Raw genomic sequence first — 16,185 nt, 5'->3', positions numbered from 1 at the left:
CATGCTGGCACGCTCCCCGCAACGCCGCAGCCCGGGGCCGCTTGCCCGCGCTTTCGACCGCTTTCTGCTCAACCGCGCCGCCGTTGCCGGCGTCGGCATTGCTCTTCCGATGCTGCTGTTGATCCTTTCCTATCCGCTGTGGTGGGCTTTCCGCCCGAACGACATCGATCTTCTGGCGATGAACAGCGGCCCGACGGCAAAGCACTGGTTCGGAACCGACGGCGTCGGCCGCGATGTCTTTGCGCGCGTGCTCGAAGGCGGTCGGATTTCGCTTCTGGTCGCCGTCGCATCGACCACGCTTTCCGCGATCATCGGCTTTCTCTTCGGGGCCATCTCGGCGCTTGCAGGGCGCTGGGCGGATGCCGTCTCGATGCGCTTCGTCGATCTGGTGATGACGCTGCCGCCCGTCATCTTCCTGCTTGTGCTCGCCTCGATTGCCGGCACCGGCATCTGGCCGACCGTCCTCGTCATCTCGCTGCTCTCCTGGCCGCTGCTTGCGCGCATGATCCGCTCCCGGCTGCTGGAATTGCGTGAGCGCGACTTCGTCTTGGCCGCCCGCGGCATGGGCGCCGGCATCGGACATCTGCTCTTCCGCCACGGCCTGCCGAACTCGATTGATATCCTCGTGGTCTATGCGACGCTGCAGATCGCCAATGCCATCCTGCTCGAGGCGGGCCTGTCCTTCCTCGGTCTCGGCATCGCTCCGCCGGCGGCAAGCTGGGGCAACATGCTGAACGCGGCCCGATCAACGGCCGTGCTCGAACAATATCCGTGGCAATGGCTCTTCCCCGGCGCCGCGCTGATCCTTGCGGTGCTTGCGATCAACTTCATTGGCGATGGCCTCAGAGATGCCTTCGACCCGCGTGCCGAACTGAACTGACAATCGAGAGAAGCGAAAATGACCAAATTCAAGGGGGTCGTCCCTCCCGTCGTAACACCGCTCAATCCGGATTTTACCGTCGACTATCCTTCCTATACACGCGTGCTCGAACATCTGATCGGTGCCGGCTGCCATGGCGTATTCGTCCTCGGCTCGACGAGCGAGGTGATCTTCCATGACGAGAAGACCCGGCGCGAAATCATCGAACATTCGGCCAAGGTGGTGAATGGCCGCGTGCCGCTCATCGTCGGCGTCATCGACCCGACCACGGATCGCGTCATCGCCCATGCGAAAGTCGCAAAGGCCGCCGGCGCCGACGCGGTGGTGGTGACGGCACCATTTTATACCGTCACCAGCCAATCCGAGATCCTCGATCATTTCTGTTATGTCAGAGACGCGGTGGACGTTCCGCTGGTCGCCTACGACATTCCCGTTTGCGTTCACGTCAAGCTGCAGCGCCAGACCGTCGTCACGCTTGCCAGGGAAGGCGCCATCATCGGCCTCAAGGATTCCAGCGGCGACGACGGCAACTTCCGCTATGCGCTTCTCGACCTTGCCGTACACAAGGACGTCTTCCTGATGACCGGTTCCGAGATCGTCGTCGACAACGCCCTGCTGATGGGCGCCCACGGCGTCGTTCCCGGCATCGCCAATGTCGATCCGCACGGCTATGTCCGCCTTTGGGATGCCGCGCAGCGCGGCGACTGGGTCGCCGCGAGGAAGGAGCAGGAGCGTCTCTGCCGCCTCTTCGAAATCGTTTGGGTTGCACAGAGCCGCGTCAGCGGCGGCGCCGCCGGCATCGGCGCCTTCAAGGCTGCCATGCGCAGCCTCGGCATCATCGACACCGCCGTCATGCCGCGGCCGCGTGCCTCCCTGAACGATGCCGAAACGGCGCGGATCGACGAGATCCTGCGTGCGACCGGCCTGCTGAACTGAGACGGCTGATGGAACAGACCGCCGAACCAGTACTCGACATCAGGGGATTGCGAACGATCTTCCGCGTCCGCGGCGGCGAGATCACGGCGGTCAACGATATTGACCTCAGCATTGCCGCCGGCGAGACGCTGGCACTCGTCGGCGAATCCGGCTCCGGCAAGTCTGTCACCAGCCTGTCGGTCATGCGGCTGCTCACCCGCGGCATCGGTGCGATCGCCGCGGGTAGTATCCGCCTGACGACGCGCGGCGGCGCGGCCCAGGATCTTGTTGGCCTCGACGAAGAGAGCATGCGCAGGATCAGGGGCGACGACATCGGCATGGTGTTCCAGGAGCCGATGTCGAGCCTCAATCCCGTTTTCACGATCGGCGACCAGATCGCCGAGCCGCTCCGCGTCCATCGCGGGGCGGACCGCAAGAAGGCGATGGACGCAGCCGTCGCGCTCCTTGAAAGCGTCGGCATTCCGGACGCCCGACGCCGTGCCGGCCAATATCCGCACGAACTCTCGGGCGGCATGCGGCAACGCGCCACCATCGCCATGGCGCTCGCCTGCGATCCGGCGCTGCTGATCGCCGATGAGCCGACCACGGCGCTCGACGTGACGATCCAGGCGCAGATTCTCGATCTGCTTCTCAAATTGCAGCGTGAGCGCGGCATGGCCATGCTCTTCGTCACCCACAATCTCGGCGTCGTCGCCGAAATCGCCCATCGCGTCGCGGTGATGTACGCCGGCCGCATCGTCGAAGAAGGGCCGGTCGGCGAGGTTTTCCGCAATCCGAAGCATCCCTATACCATGGGTCTTCTCGCCTCCATGCCTCGCCTCGGCGACGCCGCGCGGATGAAACAGGCCGGCGAAAAGCTCGCCGCCATTCCTGGCATGGTCCCGAGCCTGATGAACATGCCGAGCGGCTGCGCCTTTTCCCCGCGCTGCACATTCGCGATCGACGCCTGTCGCGCCGTCGTGCCTGGGCTCGAACAGGTCAATCCGCAGCACCGCAGCCGCTGCATCAGGTGGCAGGAGATCTAGATGAGCGCACCGCTGCTCTCCGTCCGCGACCTTTCGAAACACTATACCTCCCGCGGCACGCGACTGAACATTCTTCAGGGTATTTCCTTCGACATCGGCAAGGGTGAAGTCGTCGGGCTTGTCGGCGAATCCGGCAGCGGAAAGACCACGATCGGGCGTTCCGTCCTGCGGCTCGTCGAACCGTCTTCCGGCAGCGTCCGCTTTGACGGAACGGAACTCACCACGCTTTCGGCCTCGGCGCTCAGACGGCAAAGGCCGCGCATGCAGTATATTTTCCAGGACCCCTTCGCCAGCCTGTCGCCGCGCATCACGATCGGCGAAATCCTGACGGAGGGACTGAAAATCCAGGGGATCGGCAGCGTCGGCGACAGGCTCGATCGGGCGCTGTCGGCCTTGGCCCAGGTCGACTTGCCTGCCGAGGCGATCAATCGGTACGCGCATGAATTTTCCGGTGGTCAGCGCCAGCGCATCGGGATCGCCCGCGCTTTGACCTTGTCGCCCGAATTCATCGTCGCCGACGAGCCGGTTTCGGCGCTCGACGTGTCGATCCAGGCGCAGGTGATCAACCTGCTGCGCGACCTGCAGCAGCGGCTTGGCCTTACAATGCTGTTCATCTCGCATGACCTCGCCGTCGTCGAATATATCTGTAACCGGGTGATCGTACTCTATCTCGGCCGTATCATGGAGATCGCGCCGAGCGCCGATCTCTATGCGAGACCACAGCATCCCTATACGCGCGCCCTGCTCTCGGCGATCCCATCGCCCGATCCGGATGCCCGTCGCGACAGGCAGATCCTGAAAGGCGATATTCCAAGTCCGGCCAATCCGCCGAGCGGGTGCGTCTTTCGCACGCGCTGTCCCAGTGCTCTCGAGGCCTGCGCCGGCGCCGTTCCGCAATTGCGTGAGGTCGCGCCCGGCCACTTCAAGGCCTGCATCCGCGACGACCTCGATTGATCCGTCATTCATTGGGGAAAACAGATGAACGCAAAGATGCCGCGTGCCGCCATCGGCGGAAACTGGGCGAGCCTGCTTCTGCCGATTGCGGCCGGTGACAGCATCGAATTCGACAAACTCGCCGAGGAGATCGACATCCTCATCGAGGCCGGCGTCGACGGCATCTATTCCAACGGCACAGCAGGAGAATTCCACAATCAGACGGAGGAGGAATTCGACAGGATCCAGGAGATGCTGGCTGGACGCTGCAAAGCATCCTCAACCCCCTTCGTGATCGGGGCCTGCCAACCGGACCCATCGATCATGCTCAACCGCGTCCGCCGTGCCGCCTCGCTCGACCCCCGCGCCATTCAGGTCATATTGCCGGACTGGTGGCCGCTCACCAATGCCGAAGCGATCGACTTCTTGAATCGCGCTGCCAATGCTGCCGACGGAATTCCGCTCATCCTCTACAATCCGCCGCATGCGAAACGCGTGCTGACGCCAAAGGAACTCGGCGCGGTCTGTGCGGCCGCCCCTGACGTGATCGGCATCAAGCTCGCCGACGGCGACGGCCTCTGGTACGCAGAGGCGCGCCGGCATCTTTCCGCTCTGTCGCTTTTCGTTCCCGGTCATCATCTCGCAACCGGCATCAAAGAGGGCGTCGCGGCCGGTTCCTTTTCCAATGTCGCCTGCCTTAGCCCCCGCGGTGCGCAGAGCTGGACGACATCGATGCAAACCAATATCGATGCCGCACTCGATCTGGAACGGCGCATCCGCGCGTTCATGGACCTGCATATCGTCCCCTTCCGCCAGGAATTCGGCTATTCGAACGCCGCTCTCGACAAACTGTTGTCTGCCATCGGCAATTGGGGACCCGTGGGCACCCGTCTACGGTCTCCTTATCGCTCGATAGACATGGCGGAAGCGATCAGGCTGCGGGACATTGCACGCTCGGAACTTCCCGATCTTTTCCGCTGAGTGTGCTTAAGCAACCGGGCATGGGCGGTTTCGCCCACTGGATTGAAATCCTTCTTCGCGCTACAGCGGGGAAGATATTTTGGTTGCCGAGCCCATCCCTTTCAGGTGCAATTTCATGACGAAAAAAGTCTATCTCGCCGGTCCGGAAGTCTTCCTTCCCAATGCCCGTGAAATCCTCGACCGCAAAGCGGCACTTGCCCGTGAGGCGGGACTTCTCCCGCTCTCGCCCGGCGATCTGGAAATCCCGCAGACGAACTCGAAGCGCGAGCGGGCCGCGGCGATCAACGCGGTGGACGAGAAGATGATGATGCAGGCTGATGCGATCATCGCCAATCTGACGCCCTTTCGCGGCATTGCCGCCGATACGGGGACGGCTTTCGAACTCGGCTTTATGTGCGCAAGCGGTAAGCCGGTCTTCGCCTACACGAATGTGGCCCGCGACCACAGCGGACGCGTGAGCGATCTTTATGGCGGCGCCGTCGCCTATGATGCGGAAGGCCGATTGCGAGACCCGAACGGGATTGCGATCGAGGATTTCGGCCTGGCCGACAATCTGATGCTGCATGCCGGAATTGAGCGGCGCGGCGGTGTCCTGATCATCGGAGACGCGTCGCCGGATGCACTCTATACCGACCTTGCCGCGTTCAAGACATGTCTTGCCATCGCCGTTGAGAAACTGCGCTAAAGTCATCAGTTCCGGCACTTGATGGAGGCGAACCGTTGGACAAGGCCGGCAAGCACCTGCCTGCTTGCCAATCGGTCCGGGGGACAGATACTGGATCCATGCAGCAACCAGAAAACCAACCTGCCGGCATCGAAATCACGCTCTGGCCGTATTCCAGGAATGAAGGCGACTGGAACCGCTGGCTGCAGTCGCTTTCGCAGGATGAACAGGAGCGCGCCGCGACCTACCGGTTCGAGCGGGATCGCGCCTCGTTCATTGCCGGCCGCTATCTCTTGCGGCGGCTATTGAGCGTGCATACCGGGACAGCGCCGGGCAAGGTCGCATTGTCTCCGGACAAACACGGCAAGCTGAGAATTGAGAGGCGTGATAGCCCGCAATTCAGCCTTGCCAATGCCGACGGACTGGTGACGGTCGCTGTCGCGTCAGGATGTGATTACGTCGGAATAGACTGCGAGCGTGCCGACGCCGAGATCGAAGAGGCGGCATGGGATAGCTATTGCAGCGCAGACGAACGGCGCTGGCTCGCGCAATTGCCTGCGCAGGAACGCGCGCGCGGGGCCATTGCACTTTGGACGCTCAAGGAGAGCCATCTGAAGGCACTCGGCGTCGGGCTGCGCGAGGATCCCTGCAACATCGCCTTTTCCTGGAAAGATGGCATCCCTGTCATAACAGGCGGCGATCGCGATCGGCGATGGCAGCACCGTCTGATCGAAAGCGGCAGCCAGCACGTCGTCGCGCTGGCTGCCTGCTCTCAATCCGGCCTCCCTGGCATTTCTACACGGCTATTTCAGGACGATAGCAGGCCATCCGAATAACCGGCCCGGAACTGATGAGGCATTGCGGAAGCGGTCTCCGTCGCCCAGGCCAGTTGCGCATTGTCGGGTTCCGCATCGAAATGCTGCCGGCCGAGAAGCGTATTGACGATCATTGCACTGCGCCAGGCCATGAGGCTGAGCTGGGAGTCGGCGATACCGTGCGAGTACCGGCCCGCATTCTGCGCGAACAGCCGGTTGCCCCTCGGCCCCGTCCACTGCATCGTGTAGTCGTCGTTGAGAATGGGATAGCCGTTTCTGTCGAGCACTATCCGTTCACCCAGCGAACCGAGAGCCTCCGGCAACCGGAACCGGTAGCCGGTTGCCAGAACCACCGCATCTGCATGCAGCACCTCGATTCCGCCGTCGAATTGGTTCCTGACGATGAGCCGGTAGGCATTGCCGTTCCTCTCCATCTGGATCACATCGCGATTGGGCGCCAGAGATGCGTTGAGCGTGCCCGGCTCGAGATAGCGCAACGCATAGAGGCGGCGGTAGATCGAATGAATCGTCGAAATCGACAGGCCATCGCTGGTCAGGATCGAGTTCTTCAAGGCTGCCTGCTTCTGCTCGCCGCCGAGCTTCAGATAGGCCTGCACGTATTCCGGCGAGAAAACCTGGTTCGAAAACGGGGTGTCGTTGATCGGCTCGAAATTATGACGCCGGCTGATCCATGTCAGCTCATTCATGGAACCGGGATCGGCAAGCAAGGCTTCGACGACCTCGCCGCCGCTTTGACCGCCGCCGACCACGACGATACGGGCAGCACCGAGACCACTGAGACGCGATTTGGCCTCGCTGTTGTGAAAGCAATCGGCGCCCAGAAACGGTTTTGCCCAGTCGGGCACGAAGGGCGAAGATCCGGTGCCGATCACGAGATTGCGGGCTTCTTCCTGCCCATTGTCGAACCGCAGGAAGAAGCGGTCGTCGCGGTGCTCGACGTCGCGAATCTCGGTTCCAAAGCGCAGGCCGTCCAGGCCGTTGGCGACCCAGGCGAGATAACGTGCAAATTCCTGCCGGGGAACGGCGTCATAATTGGCGTTGAGGAAGGCGTAGAGCCTCTTGTGCGCCACCAGATAGGAGACGAACGACCAGCGGCTGGTCGGCAGGACCGGGGTGACGAGGTCCTTCAGAAAGGACGATTGCAGCTCGACGCCCGGCATCATCATGCCGGGATGCCAGTCGAAGGAGTCGCGCCGTTCGAAGAAGCGGCTCCTGATCTCCGGCACCGCCTCGAACAGGCAGGCGAGGCTCAGATTGGAAGGGCCGATGCCAATGCCGGCGATATCGAGCGGCTCGTTTATGGCATCCCTGCGGGCAAAAGCGACGGTCATGCGATATCCTTCTCTGTTTCCTTGAGACGCAGGGCAAGCCTTGAGTGGAAGGCGGGAGACCCGATCATATGCAGATGGTTGGTGCCGGTAATGATTTCGGCGGCACGCGCCCGTGGCGACAGGCGGCGCCAGTCGATCAGGTTGAGGCCGCGGTTGAGGCTGTCGTCGGCAGCCCAAGGATAGATCGGCACATCGTGGGGAACGAGCCGGTGCTTGCGGAAGATCAGGGCATTGTCGATCAGTACCCAGAACGTATGTTCGCGGCTACTGATGTCAGGCCCGTCGTTCGGAAGCGGATCCTTTTCGTCGCCGACGAAGCGCAGGAACTGATCGTAGGTATCCGCATCCATCGTCGACAGCAGCCGGTCCCATTCGGGACGCATCGCGGTTCGTCCAAGCCACGCCTGCACATCTTTATGAAGCGCGTCGCGCTCGCCCGGCCGGAAGCGCGGCTTGGCGCCGATCGCAAATTCCGATCCGAGGTCGCAAACGTCGACCATCGCCATCATCCTGACGTCGACCTCGTTGCCGAGGGTGCGGGCGGCCTCGTAGGCCAGAAGCCCGCCCCACGACCAGCCGAGGAAATAGCAGGGCGCGCCTTTGTTATGCGTCCTGATATAATCGACGTAGCTCTCGATAATCTCTTCGATCGGAGCGCCGACTTCCTTCTTCTCGGACAACGAGTGGCAAATGAAGCCGGTCGCCGGTTGATCGGCGCCGAGATAATCGACGAGCTTCACATATTCGCGGGTGCTGACGAGAAGCCCCGGGAAGCAATAAAGCCGCGGCTTGGCGCCGGAAGCGCGCAGCACGATCACCTCAGACAGATCCCGCTGATCCCCCTGCTCCATCACGCCGGCAAAGGAGCGAATGGTCGGGTTGTTGAAGATATCGGCGACGATGAGCGGGGTTTTCGGCCGGCGCTGCCGGAGCAGCGAAAGGATGCGGATCGCCCCGAGCGAATTGCCGCCGATCGCGAAAAAATTGTCCTCGACGCTGATCGCTTCCAGCTTGAGAACCTGACGCCACACATCCAGCACCTCCTCTTCGAGAGCCGATGCCGGTTCCACGATGGCGCGCTTGATCGGTTGCGGCGCCGGCAGCGCAAAGCGGTCGAGCTTGCTGTTCGGATTGGTCGGCATTTTTTCCAGTTCGACCACCGCGGCCGGCACCATATAGGAGGGCAGGCTGCGTTCGAGGCCGGCGCGGACCATCTCGACGTCAAGCGTCTCGTCCTTCTTCGGGACGACGTAGGCAACGAGCGCCTTTTCGCCGCCGGCATCGTCATCGCGCAGAACCACAAGGGCCTCGCCGACGCCGGGTTGCTGCAGGAGCGCCGCTTCGATCTCGCCGAGCTCGATCCGGTAGCCGCGAAGCTTGACCTGATGGTCGACGCGACCGACGAATTCGACGGTTCCGTCATCACGCCAACGCGTCAGATCGCCGGAACGATAAAGCCTGCCGCCCTCCGAGGAGAACGGGTCGGGAATGAAACGGTCCGCCGTCGTGTCCGGCTTGCCGAGATAACCGCGGGCGACGCCCTCGCCGCCGATATAGAGCTCGCCGGTGACGCCGATCGGGCACGGATTGAGGTCGGGGTCGAGCACATAGACCCGCCTTAGCCCGACGGCACGGCCGAGCGGAGCATAGACCCCCTGGAATTTCGTGCCGGCCCTCACCTTCCAGACCATCGGCGTCATGATCGTTTCGGTCGGCCCGTAGCCGTTGATCAGCCATTCCGATTTCAGCGCCCGCGACAATAGATCGAAGGTTGGCTGCGCCAGCCCTTCGCCGCCGAAGGAGTAAAGCCGCATCGGCGGCGCCCCATCTGTTATATCGGCCCACTCCGCCAGCTGCTGCAGATAGGTTGTGGGAATGCTGGCATTGTTGGCGCCATGCTTGCGCATGGCCGTCAACGTCTCTTCCGGCGTCCACAACGGCTGATCGGGAAGAATGATACTGCCGCCTTCCATCAGCGGGTTCATCCATCGCTCGTGCCCGCCATCCGAACTGAAAGGCAGGAACGGCAGCTCGCGGGACGCCGAGCTCATGCCATAGACACGTGAGGTGTTTTGCAGATGGTGCGTCAGCGGCCCGTGCTCGACGGCCACGCCCTTCGGCAATCCCGTCGATCCGGAGGTGTACATGACATAGGCGAGTTGATCCTTGTGGATCGGCACATCAAGCGGTGTATCCGGCTCGCCGTCGAGATCGATCTTGTCGAGTTCGAGGATAATGGTGTCGAGCTCTTCCGGCAGCCGATGGCGAAGCCAGCTGTGGGTCAGAACGATCTTGACGCCGCCGTCGCGCAGAATGTGATGGTTGCGCACCGGCGGGTGGTCGGGCTCGACCGGGATATAGGCGCCGCCCGCCTTCAGCGTCGCGAGAATCCCGACGATGGCCTCCGGCGAGCGTTTGATGAAGATGGCGACCGTCACCTCGGCTCGAACGCCGAGATGCCGCAGCCGATGTGCGAGACGGTTGGTGTTGGCTTCCAGCCAGCCATGGCTCCATTCCTCGTCGCCGTAGACGATCGCCGTCTTGTCAGGCGTCTGGCGCGAATGGGCTGCGATCAACTCGTAGACCGGCCTGTCATCGTTGATGACGTCGTCTTCGTAGGGCGCAGACAACCAGTCGAGCTCGCCGCTGCCGACGAGTTCGATATCCTTGATCCGCACATTGTCCCGCGCGACGATCTGCTCGAGCACAAGGCCGAAATGCCGGGAGACACGGGCAATCAGGGAGCTGTCATAGAGATCCTGCGCATAATCGATCAGCCCGGATGCGGCCCCATTCAGATCTGCCTCGATCACCAGGGAAAGCTCGCTGTCGGCGCGCGCACCCAGTGGCTCCAGATTTGTTGCGTGCGCGGGGATCGGATACGGCTCGCGGAATTCGAACAGGGCCTTGACCACGGCTTCCTGGGCAGCCGCTTCGTCGACCACCAATTCCTGCGTGATTCGCTCCAGCGGCACGAGCCGGCGAAGCCCCTCCTCGGTCGCCGATGAGATCGCAGCAATGACATCGTCGAGAGAATTTCTCGACGTCAGCGACAGGATGAGGGGAAGGACCTGTTCGGCACGGCCACGGTCGGCAAGGTGCTCCATCTGGGGCCGCGCGATGAGCAGCCCGGTCAGCAAGGCATAGTTGCCGCTATAGCGTGCCAACAGGGCGCAAAAGGCGGCATGAAGCACGCGCTCGACCGGATATCCCTTTTGCTGCGCATGCTGCTCGAGCTTTTCCCAGAGATCGGGCTCGATCGAAAATTCGTGCTGAGCACGTGCCACGCCTGCCAGTCCACCACTGTTGAAGCGGGTGGGAAAGGTCGAGGCTGCGTAATCGAGACCGATCGTATCCCGCCAATAGGAGAGGGATTGCTGCGCCTCTTCCGTCTGCAGCCACTCAGCCTCCCGCGTTCCGGCCAAGATTTCTGCCGGCTGCGTCTCACCGGCGGGCCTGCCATCGAGAATTCGCGTCAGGGAGCCGGCAAGAACCGACTTCTCGCGGTCGTCTGCGATAATCGGATGAAGCACGATCGTCAGAAGCGATTGGCCGCCGGCCAGCAGGGCAATCTGAACACGCGCCGGCGGACCGGCAAGAAGATCGAAGCGTCTGTCGCGAAAGGCTTTCTGTGCGGCCAGTGCATCCGGCTCGTCAAGAACAGCACCTTCGCCGACAATCTCGATCGGCACAGCATTTGGTGTGCCGCGGTACTGCTCGACGCGGCCGCCCGCAAGCCGCCGGAAGCGGATGGCGAGAGACGGATGTTGCGCCGCGAGCGCCCGGCAGGCGCCGGCAATCGTCTTGACGTCGACCGCAGGGCTCAATCGCAGCCCAATGAGCTGATCGGGAAAGACCGTGTAGTTGCCGATCTGCTCCAGTGACCAGATACGCTTCTGTGCGATCGTCAGTGGAAAGCTCTCGAAGACCGCGTCCGTTGCCGCATCGGTCGGGTGGGCATCTGCAAAGTTTGTGATCTGCTTGTTCATCCGTGCCATCCAGCCGTTTCAGAGACGCGCATCTGCTGATATCGCCAAGCGCAAGGAGAGCGGACGCGGATCCGCCCAGACCTCACGGATATGCGCCAGGCATTGCTGGCGCGAACCGGCAAAACCCGCGGGCTCCCAGCCGATGGGAATCCGCTTGTCCTGCGGCCAGACCGAGTAGCGACGCTCGGTGTCGATAACGGCGATCCAGAGATCGTCGTGGGGCTCAAGATTATTCATTCGCAGCTCCTGCGGTGATGATGGTCATGCGCAAATGACGGATCCGGCAGGCCGCAGTTTAGAAAATTGATGAGAATTTTTTTCTTCGCTTATCCCTAAATTCGGCGGGAGATGGATCGTCATTCTACCAAATCGGCGCAAGAGCTCGCTTCATGCTCACAGCGCCAAAGGCCCGACTCGGCAAGGAGAACATCATGGATTTCGACGCCGACAAACAAAGGCGCGCTCTGCAGTCGCGCAGCTACGTCAGTCTCGCGCCCAATCTCATTCACCTCAAGACCGCCTATGGCCACCACGAAGCCGCATTCGAGGTGGAGGCCGGCGTAGCGTCGGTGACCTTCTACCATGGGGATCCGGTTCAATCGCCGGAGCTTCTGATGGCGGCGGCCGAAGCGGTGACGGCAGAAGATCGCTCGATCACCTCAGTCGTCTTCGAAGGGCATCAGACAAGCCTTCCCGGACACCTTGCGGACGCAGGCGGAGGGCTCGATTCGGCGATCCTGTGGCAGTGGCCCTCGCTCTGGCTGCCGCAGCTATCCTATCCCCTGCCGCCCGTGCAGGAGATGACTGCGGGCCGCTATCATCCGCGCCGGCCGGCAAAGCCGAAGGGCACCATCTACAGGCGGTTCATCCCCTGGCTGGAGCGGGATATCACCTTCACGGTGGCCGATCCCGAGACCGATCTTGCAGTCTTTCATCGCTGGATGAACGACGAACAGGTCAACACGATCTGGGAGGATGCCGGCTCGATCGACAAACATCGGGAGATCCTGGAAGAGAGGATCGCCGATCCACATGTCCTGCCGCTGATCGGCAGTTTCGCAGATATCCCCTTCGGCTATTTCGAAGTCTACTGGGCCAAGGAGAACCGGCTCGGTCCCTTTTACGATGCCGACGACTATGATCGCGGTTGGCATGTCGCTATCGGCGAGCCCGATTATCGCGGCAAGAAATGGATCAGCGCCTGGCTTCCGTCGCTGATGCATTTCATCTTCCTGGACGATCCGCGCACCAAGCGCATCGTCGGCGAGCCGCGCGCCAGTCACGAGCAGCAGATCCGCAACCTCGATCGTTCCGGTTTTGCCAAGGTCAAACATTTCGATTTTCCACACAAGCGGGCGCTGCTGGTGATGCTCGGCCGCGAGCGTTTCTTCGGTGACCGTCTCTGGGTGCCTGCGTCATGAACGACATGAGCGACGCAAGCGGCAGCTTCCGGAGACGGCGGCGCCTCGCACCGGAGGACCTGGCCAATCCCCAGCTTCTCAGGCTGCTGCTTCGGTTGGGACTGCCGGCCATGTTCGGCCTGTCGATCAACGCCGCCCATCACACGATCAACATGGTCTTCGTCGGAATGATCGGGGAAGACCAGATCGCGGCGATCATGATCGTCCTGCCGATCCTGATGCTCATCGCCGCCTTCGGCGAAGGGATCGGCGTCGGTGTCGCAACAGAGGTCGGGCGGATGCTCGGCGCCGGCAACCGATCCCGGGCCGGCATCATCGCCTCGATCAGCCTTGCGGCCGGTGTCGTCTTCGGCGCGGCCAGCGCTATTGCGATCGTCGCATTTCCGGATTTGCTGCTGTTCGGTGCCACGCCTGCCCTTCAGCCGCTCGCGCAGCATTATCTGATGATCATTGCGATCTCGGTGCCGCTGACGATGGCGCAGATCATTCTCGATTTCCTGGCGATCGCAGAGGGCAATGCCCGCTTCAGCATGTGGACGCTGGTCGCCTGCTTTGCGCTGAACATGATCCTCGACCCGATCATGATCTTCGGCTTCGGTCTCGGCCTGCAGGGCGTTGCAATCGCAACCATCCTGTCCCAGCTCGTCGCGCTTTGCATCTATGGCGCCTACCACGCCAGGCGGCTTGGAACGGTCAGGCTGACGCTTGGCTGGCGGTGGAGAGATATCGGCTCTCTCAGAGCGGTTCTTGCCGTGGGCGCGCCGACGACGCTGACCAGTCTCGCAACCGCAGGCGCGATTGCGGCAATGGTGTCGCTCGCCGGCACCTATCACGGAGAAGCCGGCATCGCCGGCGTTGGCATTGCCTTGCGGCTGCTTGCTGTGGGAACGCTCCCCGTCATCGGCATTTCGCTCGGGGCCCAGTCGATCCTGAGCTTTGCCTGGGGTCGAGGCGATATGGCCCGGGTGCTGTCGGCAACCCGCATCCTGACAGTGGTCACCAGTGCAGTGAGTGGCGCCTATGGGCTCACCGCACTCGCCTTCTCCGAACAGCTTGCCTCCTTCTTCACCGACGATCCCACGGTGATTGATATTGCGGGGCAAGCGATCATCTCAACCCATCTTCCGCTTCTGCTGTTCGGTCTGCGGCAAACGGTGCTGATCCTCTTCCAGGCTCAGGGCAGACCGAAAGCGGCGGTTGCCATCGGCCTGGCGCAGAATGGGTATCTGCTTTTTCCGCTGATGGCGCTCCTGCCGCCCTTTTTCGGCTTTTCAGGTCTGCTGGCAGCCATATTCCTGGCCTCGGCCCTGACCGGCTTGCTGTCGGCCATCTGCCTGATGAGCGCACTTCGAGCGCTGCGGCAGCGCTCCGCCGACCATCTGACCTCCATCCGTCCATATCCCAGCTTTTGTCCATGAGAGGATGACCATGAACCAGTCGATCAACCCGCACGACCTTGGCGCCCATGCGACCGCCGACGATCTCTTTACGCCTGTCGATCCGGCAGCATTCAACGCCGTGTCTCCGCCGATCTTCCAGACGTCCCTCTTCACCTACGACAGTTACGAGGCGATGGAGGATGTCTTCGCCGGTCGTACCCGCAACTATATCTATTCGCGCGGCGACAATCCGACGGTCCGCGAATTCGAACTCCTGGTCGCCCGCCTCGAGGGCGCAGAGGACGGACGTGCCTTCTCGAGCGGAACGGCCGCCATCACATCGACAATTCTGAGCCTCGTGCAGGCGGGCGACCGGGTCGTTGCGGTCCGTCACCTCTACAACGATGTTTACCGCCTTCTGGTGAAGCTGCTCGGCAGGCTCGGGGTCGCGGTGGACTTCGTGGATCCTGCCGACCACGACGAGGTCCGCAAGGCGCTGTCGGGCGCCAAGCTGCTCTACCTCGAAAACCCCACATCCTTCGTCTTCGAGCTTCAGGACATTGCGGCGCTGTCGGCCATGGCAAAGGAGGCCGGCGTTACCACCGTCATCGACAATTCCTGGGCAACGCCGCTGTTTCAGAAACCGATCCAGCATGGCGTCGACATCGTCATTCACGCCGCCTCGAAATATCTCGGCGGTCACAGCGATACGGTCGCCGGCATCGTCGTCGGCTCGAAGGAGGCCATCGCCAGGATCAATGCCACGTCCTACCCCTATGTCGGCGCCAAGCTTTCACCGTTCGAGGCCTGGCTGCTGCTGCGCGGCATGCGCACGCTGCGCGTGCGTCTCAAAGAGCACGAGCGCAGCGGGCTTTTGCTGGCCGGGCGACTGAAGGAGCATTCCGCGATCGCACGCGTTCGTCATCCGGTGTTCCAGGACCATCCCGGCCGGGCAACGCTCACGGGTTATGCGGGGCTGTTCGCCTTCGATCTCAATCCCGATATCGATGTTGCACGCTTCGTAAACAGCCTTCGCGACATCCGCCTCGGCGTCAGCTGGGGGGGACCGGAAACGCTGGTGGTCCCTGCCAAGGTCGCGCTGCAGATCCCCGACCGGATGACCTCTTTCATCCGGTTCGGCGTGAGCGAGCAGACGGTTCGTTTCGCCGTTGGCCTGGAAGAGCCGGAACTGCTGTGGAGCGATTTGCAGCAGGCGCTGCACGCAGCGAAACGGTAGGATCCTGTCGGCTCGCATGATCAGGGCGGGAGGCAGGTTCTATGATTGCCAGATGGCAATGTTCCTCCGCCGCCTTGATCATGAAGTTGACGAGGGTCCTTGAGACGCCGAGTTCGGCTGCGATGTCCTTCTGCGGCACGCCGTTGAGGCGATGACGAATGAAGGCGTCATTGGTTCGCTTCGGCAGCGCCTCGAGCGAGGCAAGCACATTGCGCAAGGTCTCGGCGGCGACCAGTTGGTCGAGCACGGTGGGGATGGGAGCCGTCATCTCCTGAACCTGGTCTATCGACCTATAGTTGTTCATCTGCTGGCGTCGGCGGCGGCTTTCGTCGAGTGCGAGATTATAGACCATCCGGAAGGCGTAACCGATCGGGCAGCGAATGCCGTCGGTCTTGACCCCATAGGCTTTAATGACTCCGTCCTGAAAGATATCCTCCGAATATGACTTTGATTTGACAACACTTTCAATCGTTCTAAGGAGCTTGTCCTTGTTTTCGATCATGGCGTTGACAACGGCATTTCCGTTCACATCACGATGCAATGCTTGCATTGTCCTGTACCCTTTTACAAATG

Annotated in this window: 14 protein-coding genes; 10 read left to right on the top strand and 4 right to left on the bottom strand. The window is 62.1% G+C overall.

Annotation, left to right across the window (positions count from 1 at the left end):
* The first annotated feature begins 1 nt into the window (after position 1).
* The 7 genes from FHX10_RS30945 (at position 2) to FHX10_RS30915 (ending at position 6,255) form a co-directional block, all read left to right on the top strand.
* Positions 2–880, top strand: a complete 879-nt coding sequence (locus FHX10_RS30945; RefSeq protein WP_063474058.1) for an ABC transporter permease — start codon at positions 2–4, stop codon at positions 878–880.
* An 18-nt stretch (positions 881–898) separates the two neighbouring features.
* On the top strand, positions 899–1,816 hold the full coding sequence (locus FHX10_RS30940) for a dihydrodipicolinate synthase family protein (protein WP_184390669.1): 918 nt from the start codon (positions 899–901) through the stop codon (positions 1,814–1,816).
* Between the two features lie 8 nt (positions 1,817–1,824).
* Positions 1,825–2,841 (top strand): ABC transporter ATP-binding protein, encoded by a 1,017-nt coding sequence (locus tag FHX10_RS30935; protein ID WP_063474056.1) that lies wholly within the window; start codon positions 1,825–1,827, stop codon positions 2,839–2,841.
* The gene (locus FHX10_RS30930) at positions 2,842–3,795 is read left to right on the top strand and encodes an ABC transporter ATP-binding protein (protein ID WP_063474055.1); all 954 of its coding nucleotides are present in this window, start codon (positions 2,842–2,844) and stop codon (positions 3,793–3,795) included. It begins immediately after the preceding gene.
* Positions 3,796–3,819: 24 nt separating this feature from the next.
* A complete protein-coding gene (locus tag FHX10_RS30925) occupies positions 3,820–4,755 on the top strand; it encodes a dihydrodipicolinate synthase family protein (RefSeq protein WP_063474054.1) in 936 nt (311 codons plus the stop codon).
* A gap of 115 nt (positions 4,756–4,870) precedes the next feature.
* Positions 4,871–5,440, top strand: coding sequence for a nucleoside 2-deoxyribosyltransferase (locus FHX10_RS30920; protein WP_063474174.1), 570 nt, complete (start codon positions 4,871–4,873; stop codon positions 5,438–5,440).
* Positions 5,441–5,538: 98 nt separating this feature from the next.
* Complete coding sequence (locus FHX10_RS30915) at positions 5,539–6,255, top strand: 4'-phosphopantetheinyl transferase family protein (protein WP_063474053.1); 717 nt, start codon at positions 5,539–5,541, stop codon at positions 6,253–6,255.
* On the opposite strand, the gene FHX10_RS30910 is transcribed toward FHX10_RS30915, so the two are convergent.
* From FHX10_RS30910 to FHX10_RS30900, 3 genes are read right to left on the bottom strand one after another with little or no spacing between them, the layout of a single operon-like run.
* A complete protein-coding gene (locus FHX10_RS30910) occupies positions 6,228–7,586 on the bottom strand; it encodes a lysine N(6)-hydroxylase/L-ornithine N(5)-oxygenase family protein (RefSeq protein ID WP_063474052.1) in 1,359 nt (452 codons plus the stop codon). The genes FHX10_RS30915 and FHX10_RS30910 overlap by 28 nt on opposite strands.
* A complete protein-coding gene (locus tag FHX10_RS30905) occupies positions 7,583–11,575 on the bottom strand; it encodes a non-ribosomal peptide synthetase (protein ID WP_063474173.1) in 3,993 nt (1,330 codons plus the stop codon). Before FHX10_RS30905 ends, FHX10_RS30910 begins: the two co-directional genes overlap by 4 nt.
* Before the next feature lie 18 nt (positions 11,576–11,593).
* Entirely contained in the window at positions 11,594–11,812 is a 219-nt protein-coding gene (locus FHX10_RS30900; RefSeq protein ID WP_028759240.1) for an MbtH family protein, read from the bottom strand.
* A gap of 194 nt (positions 11,813–12,006) precedes the next feature.
* On the opposite strand from FHX10_RS30900, the gene FHX10_RS30895 reads away from it, so the two are divergent.
* From FHX10_RS30895 to FHX10_RS30885, 3 genes are read left to right on the top strand one after another with little or no spacing between them, the layout of a single operon-like run.
* Complete coding sequence (locus FHX10_RS30895; RefSeq protein ID WP_088930327.1) at positions 12,007–12,996, top strand: GNAT family N-acetyltransferase; 990 nt, start codon at positions 12,007–12,009, stop codon at positions 12,994–12,996.
* On the top strand, positions 12,993–14,414 hold the full coding sequence (locus FHX10_RS30890; RefSeq protein WP_063474050.1) for an MATE family efflux transporter: 1,422 nt from the start codon (positions 12,993–12,995) through the stop codon (positions 14,412–14,414). The genes FHX10_RS30895 and FHX10_RS30890 overlap by 4 nt, the downstream gene beginning before the upstream one ends.
* 10 nt (positions 14,415–14,424) lie before the next feature.
* Positions 14,425–15,612, top strand: coding sequence for a PLP-dependent transferase (locus FHX10_RS30885; protein WP_063474049.1), 1,188 nt, complete (start codon positions 14,425–14,427; stop codon positions 15,610–15,612).
* Here FHX10_RS30885 and FHX10_RS30880 read toward each other — a convergent pair.
* Positions 15,503–16,162, bottom strand: a complete 660-nt coding sequence (locus tag FHX10_RS30880; protein WP_082849674.1) for a sigma-70 family RNA polymerase sigma factor — start codon at positions 16,160–16,162, stop codon at positions 15,503–15,505. The genes FHX10_RS30885 and FHX10_RS30880 overlap by 110 nt on opposite strands.
* Between the last annotated feature and the right edge of the window lie 23 nt (positions 16,163–16,185).

Source organism: Rhizobium sp. BK591 (assembly GCF_014195045.1).
Lineage (GTDB): Bacteria > Pseudomonadota > Alphaproteobacteria > Rhizobiales > Rhizobiaceae > Rhizobium > Rhizobium anhuiense.
This window is presented reverse-complemented; position numbering and strand designations above follow the sequence as displayed.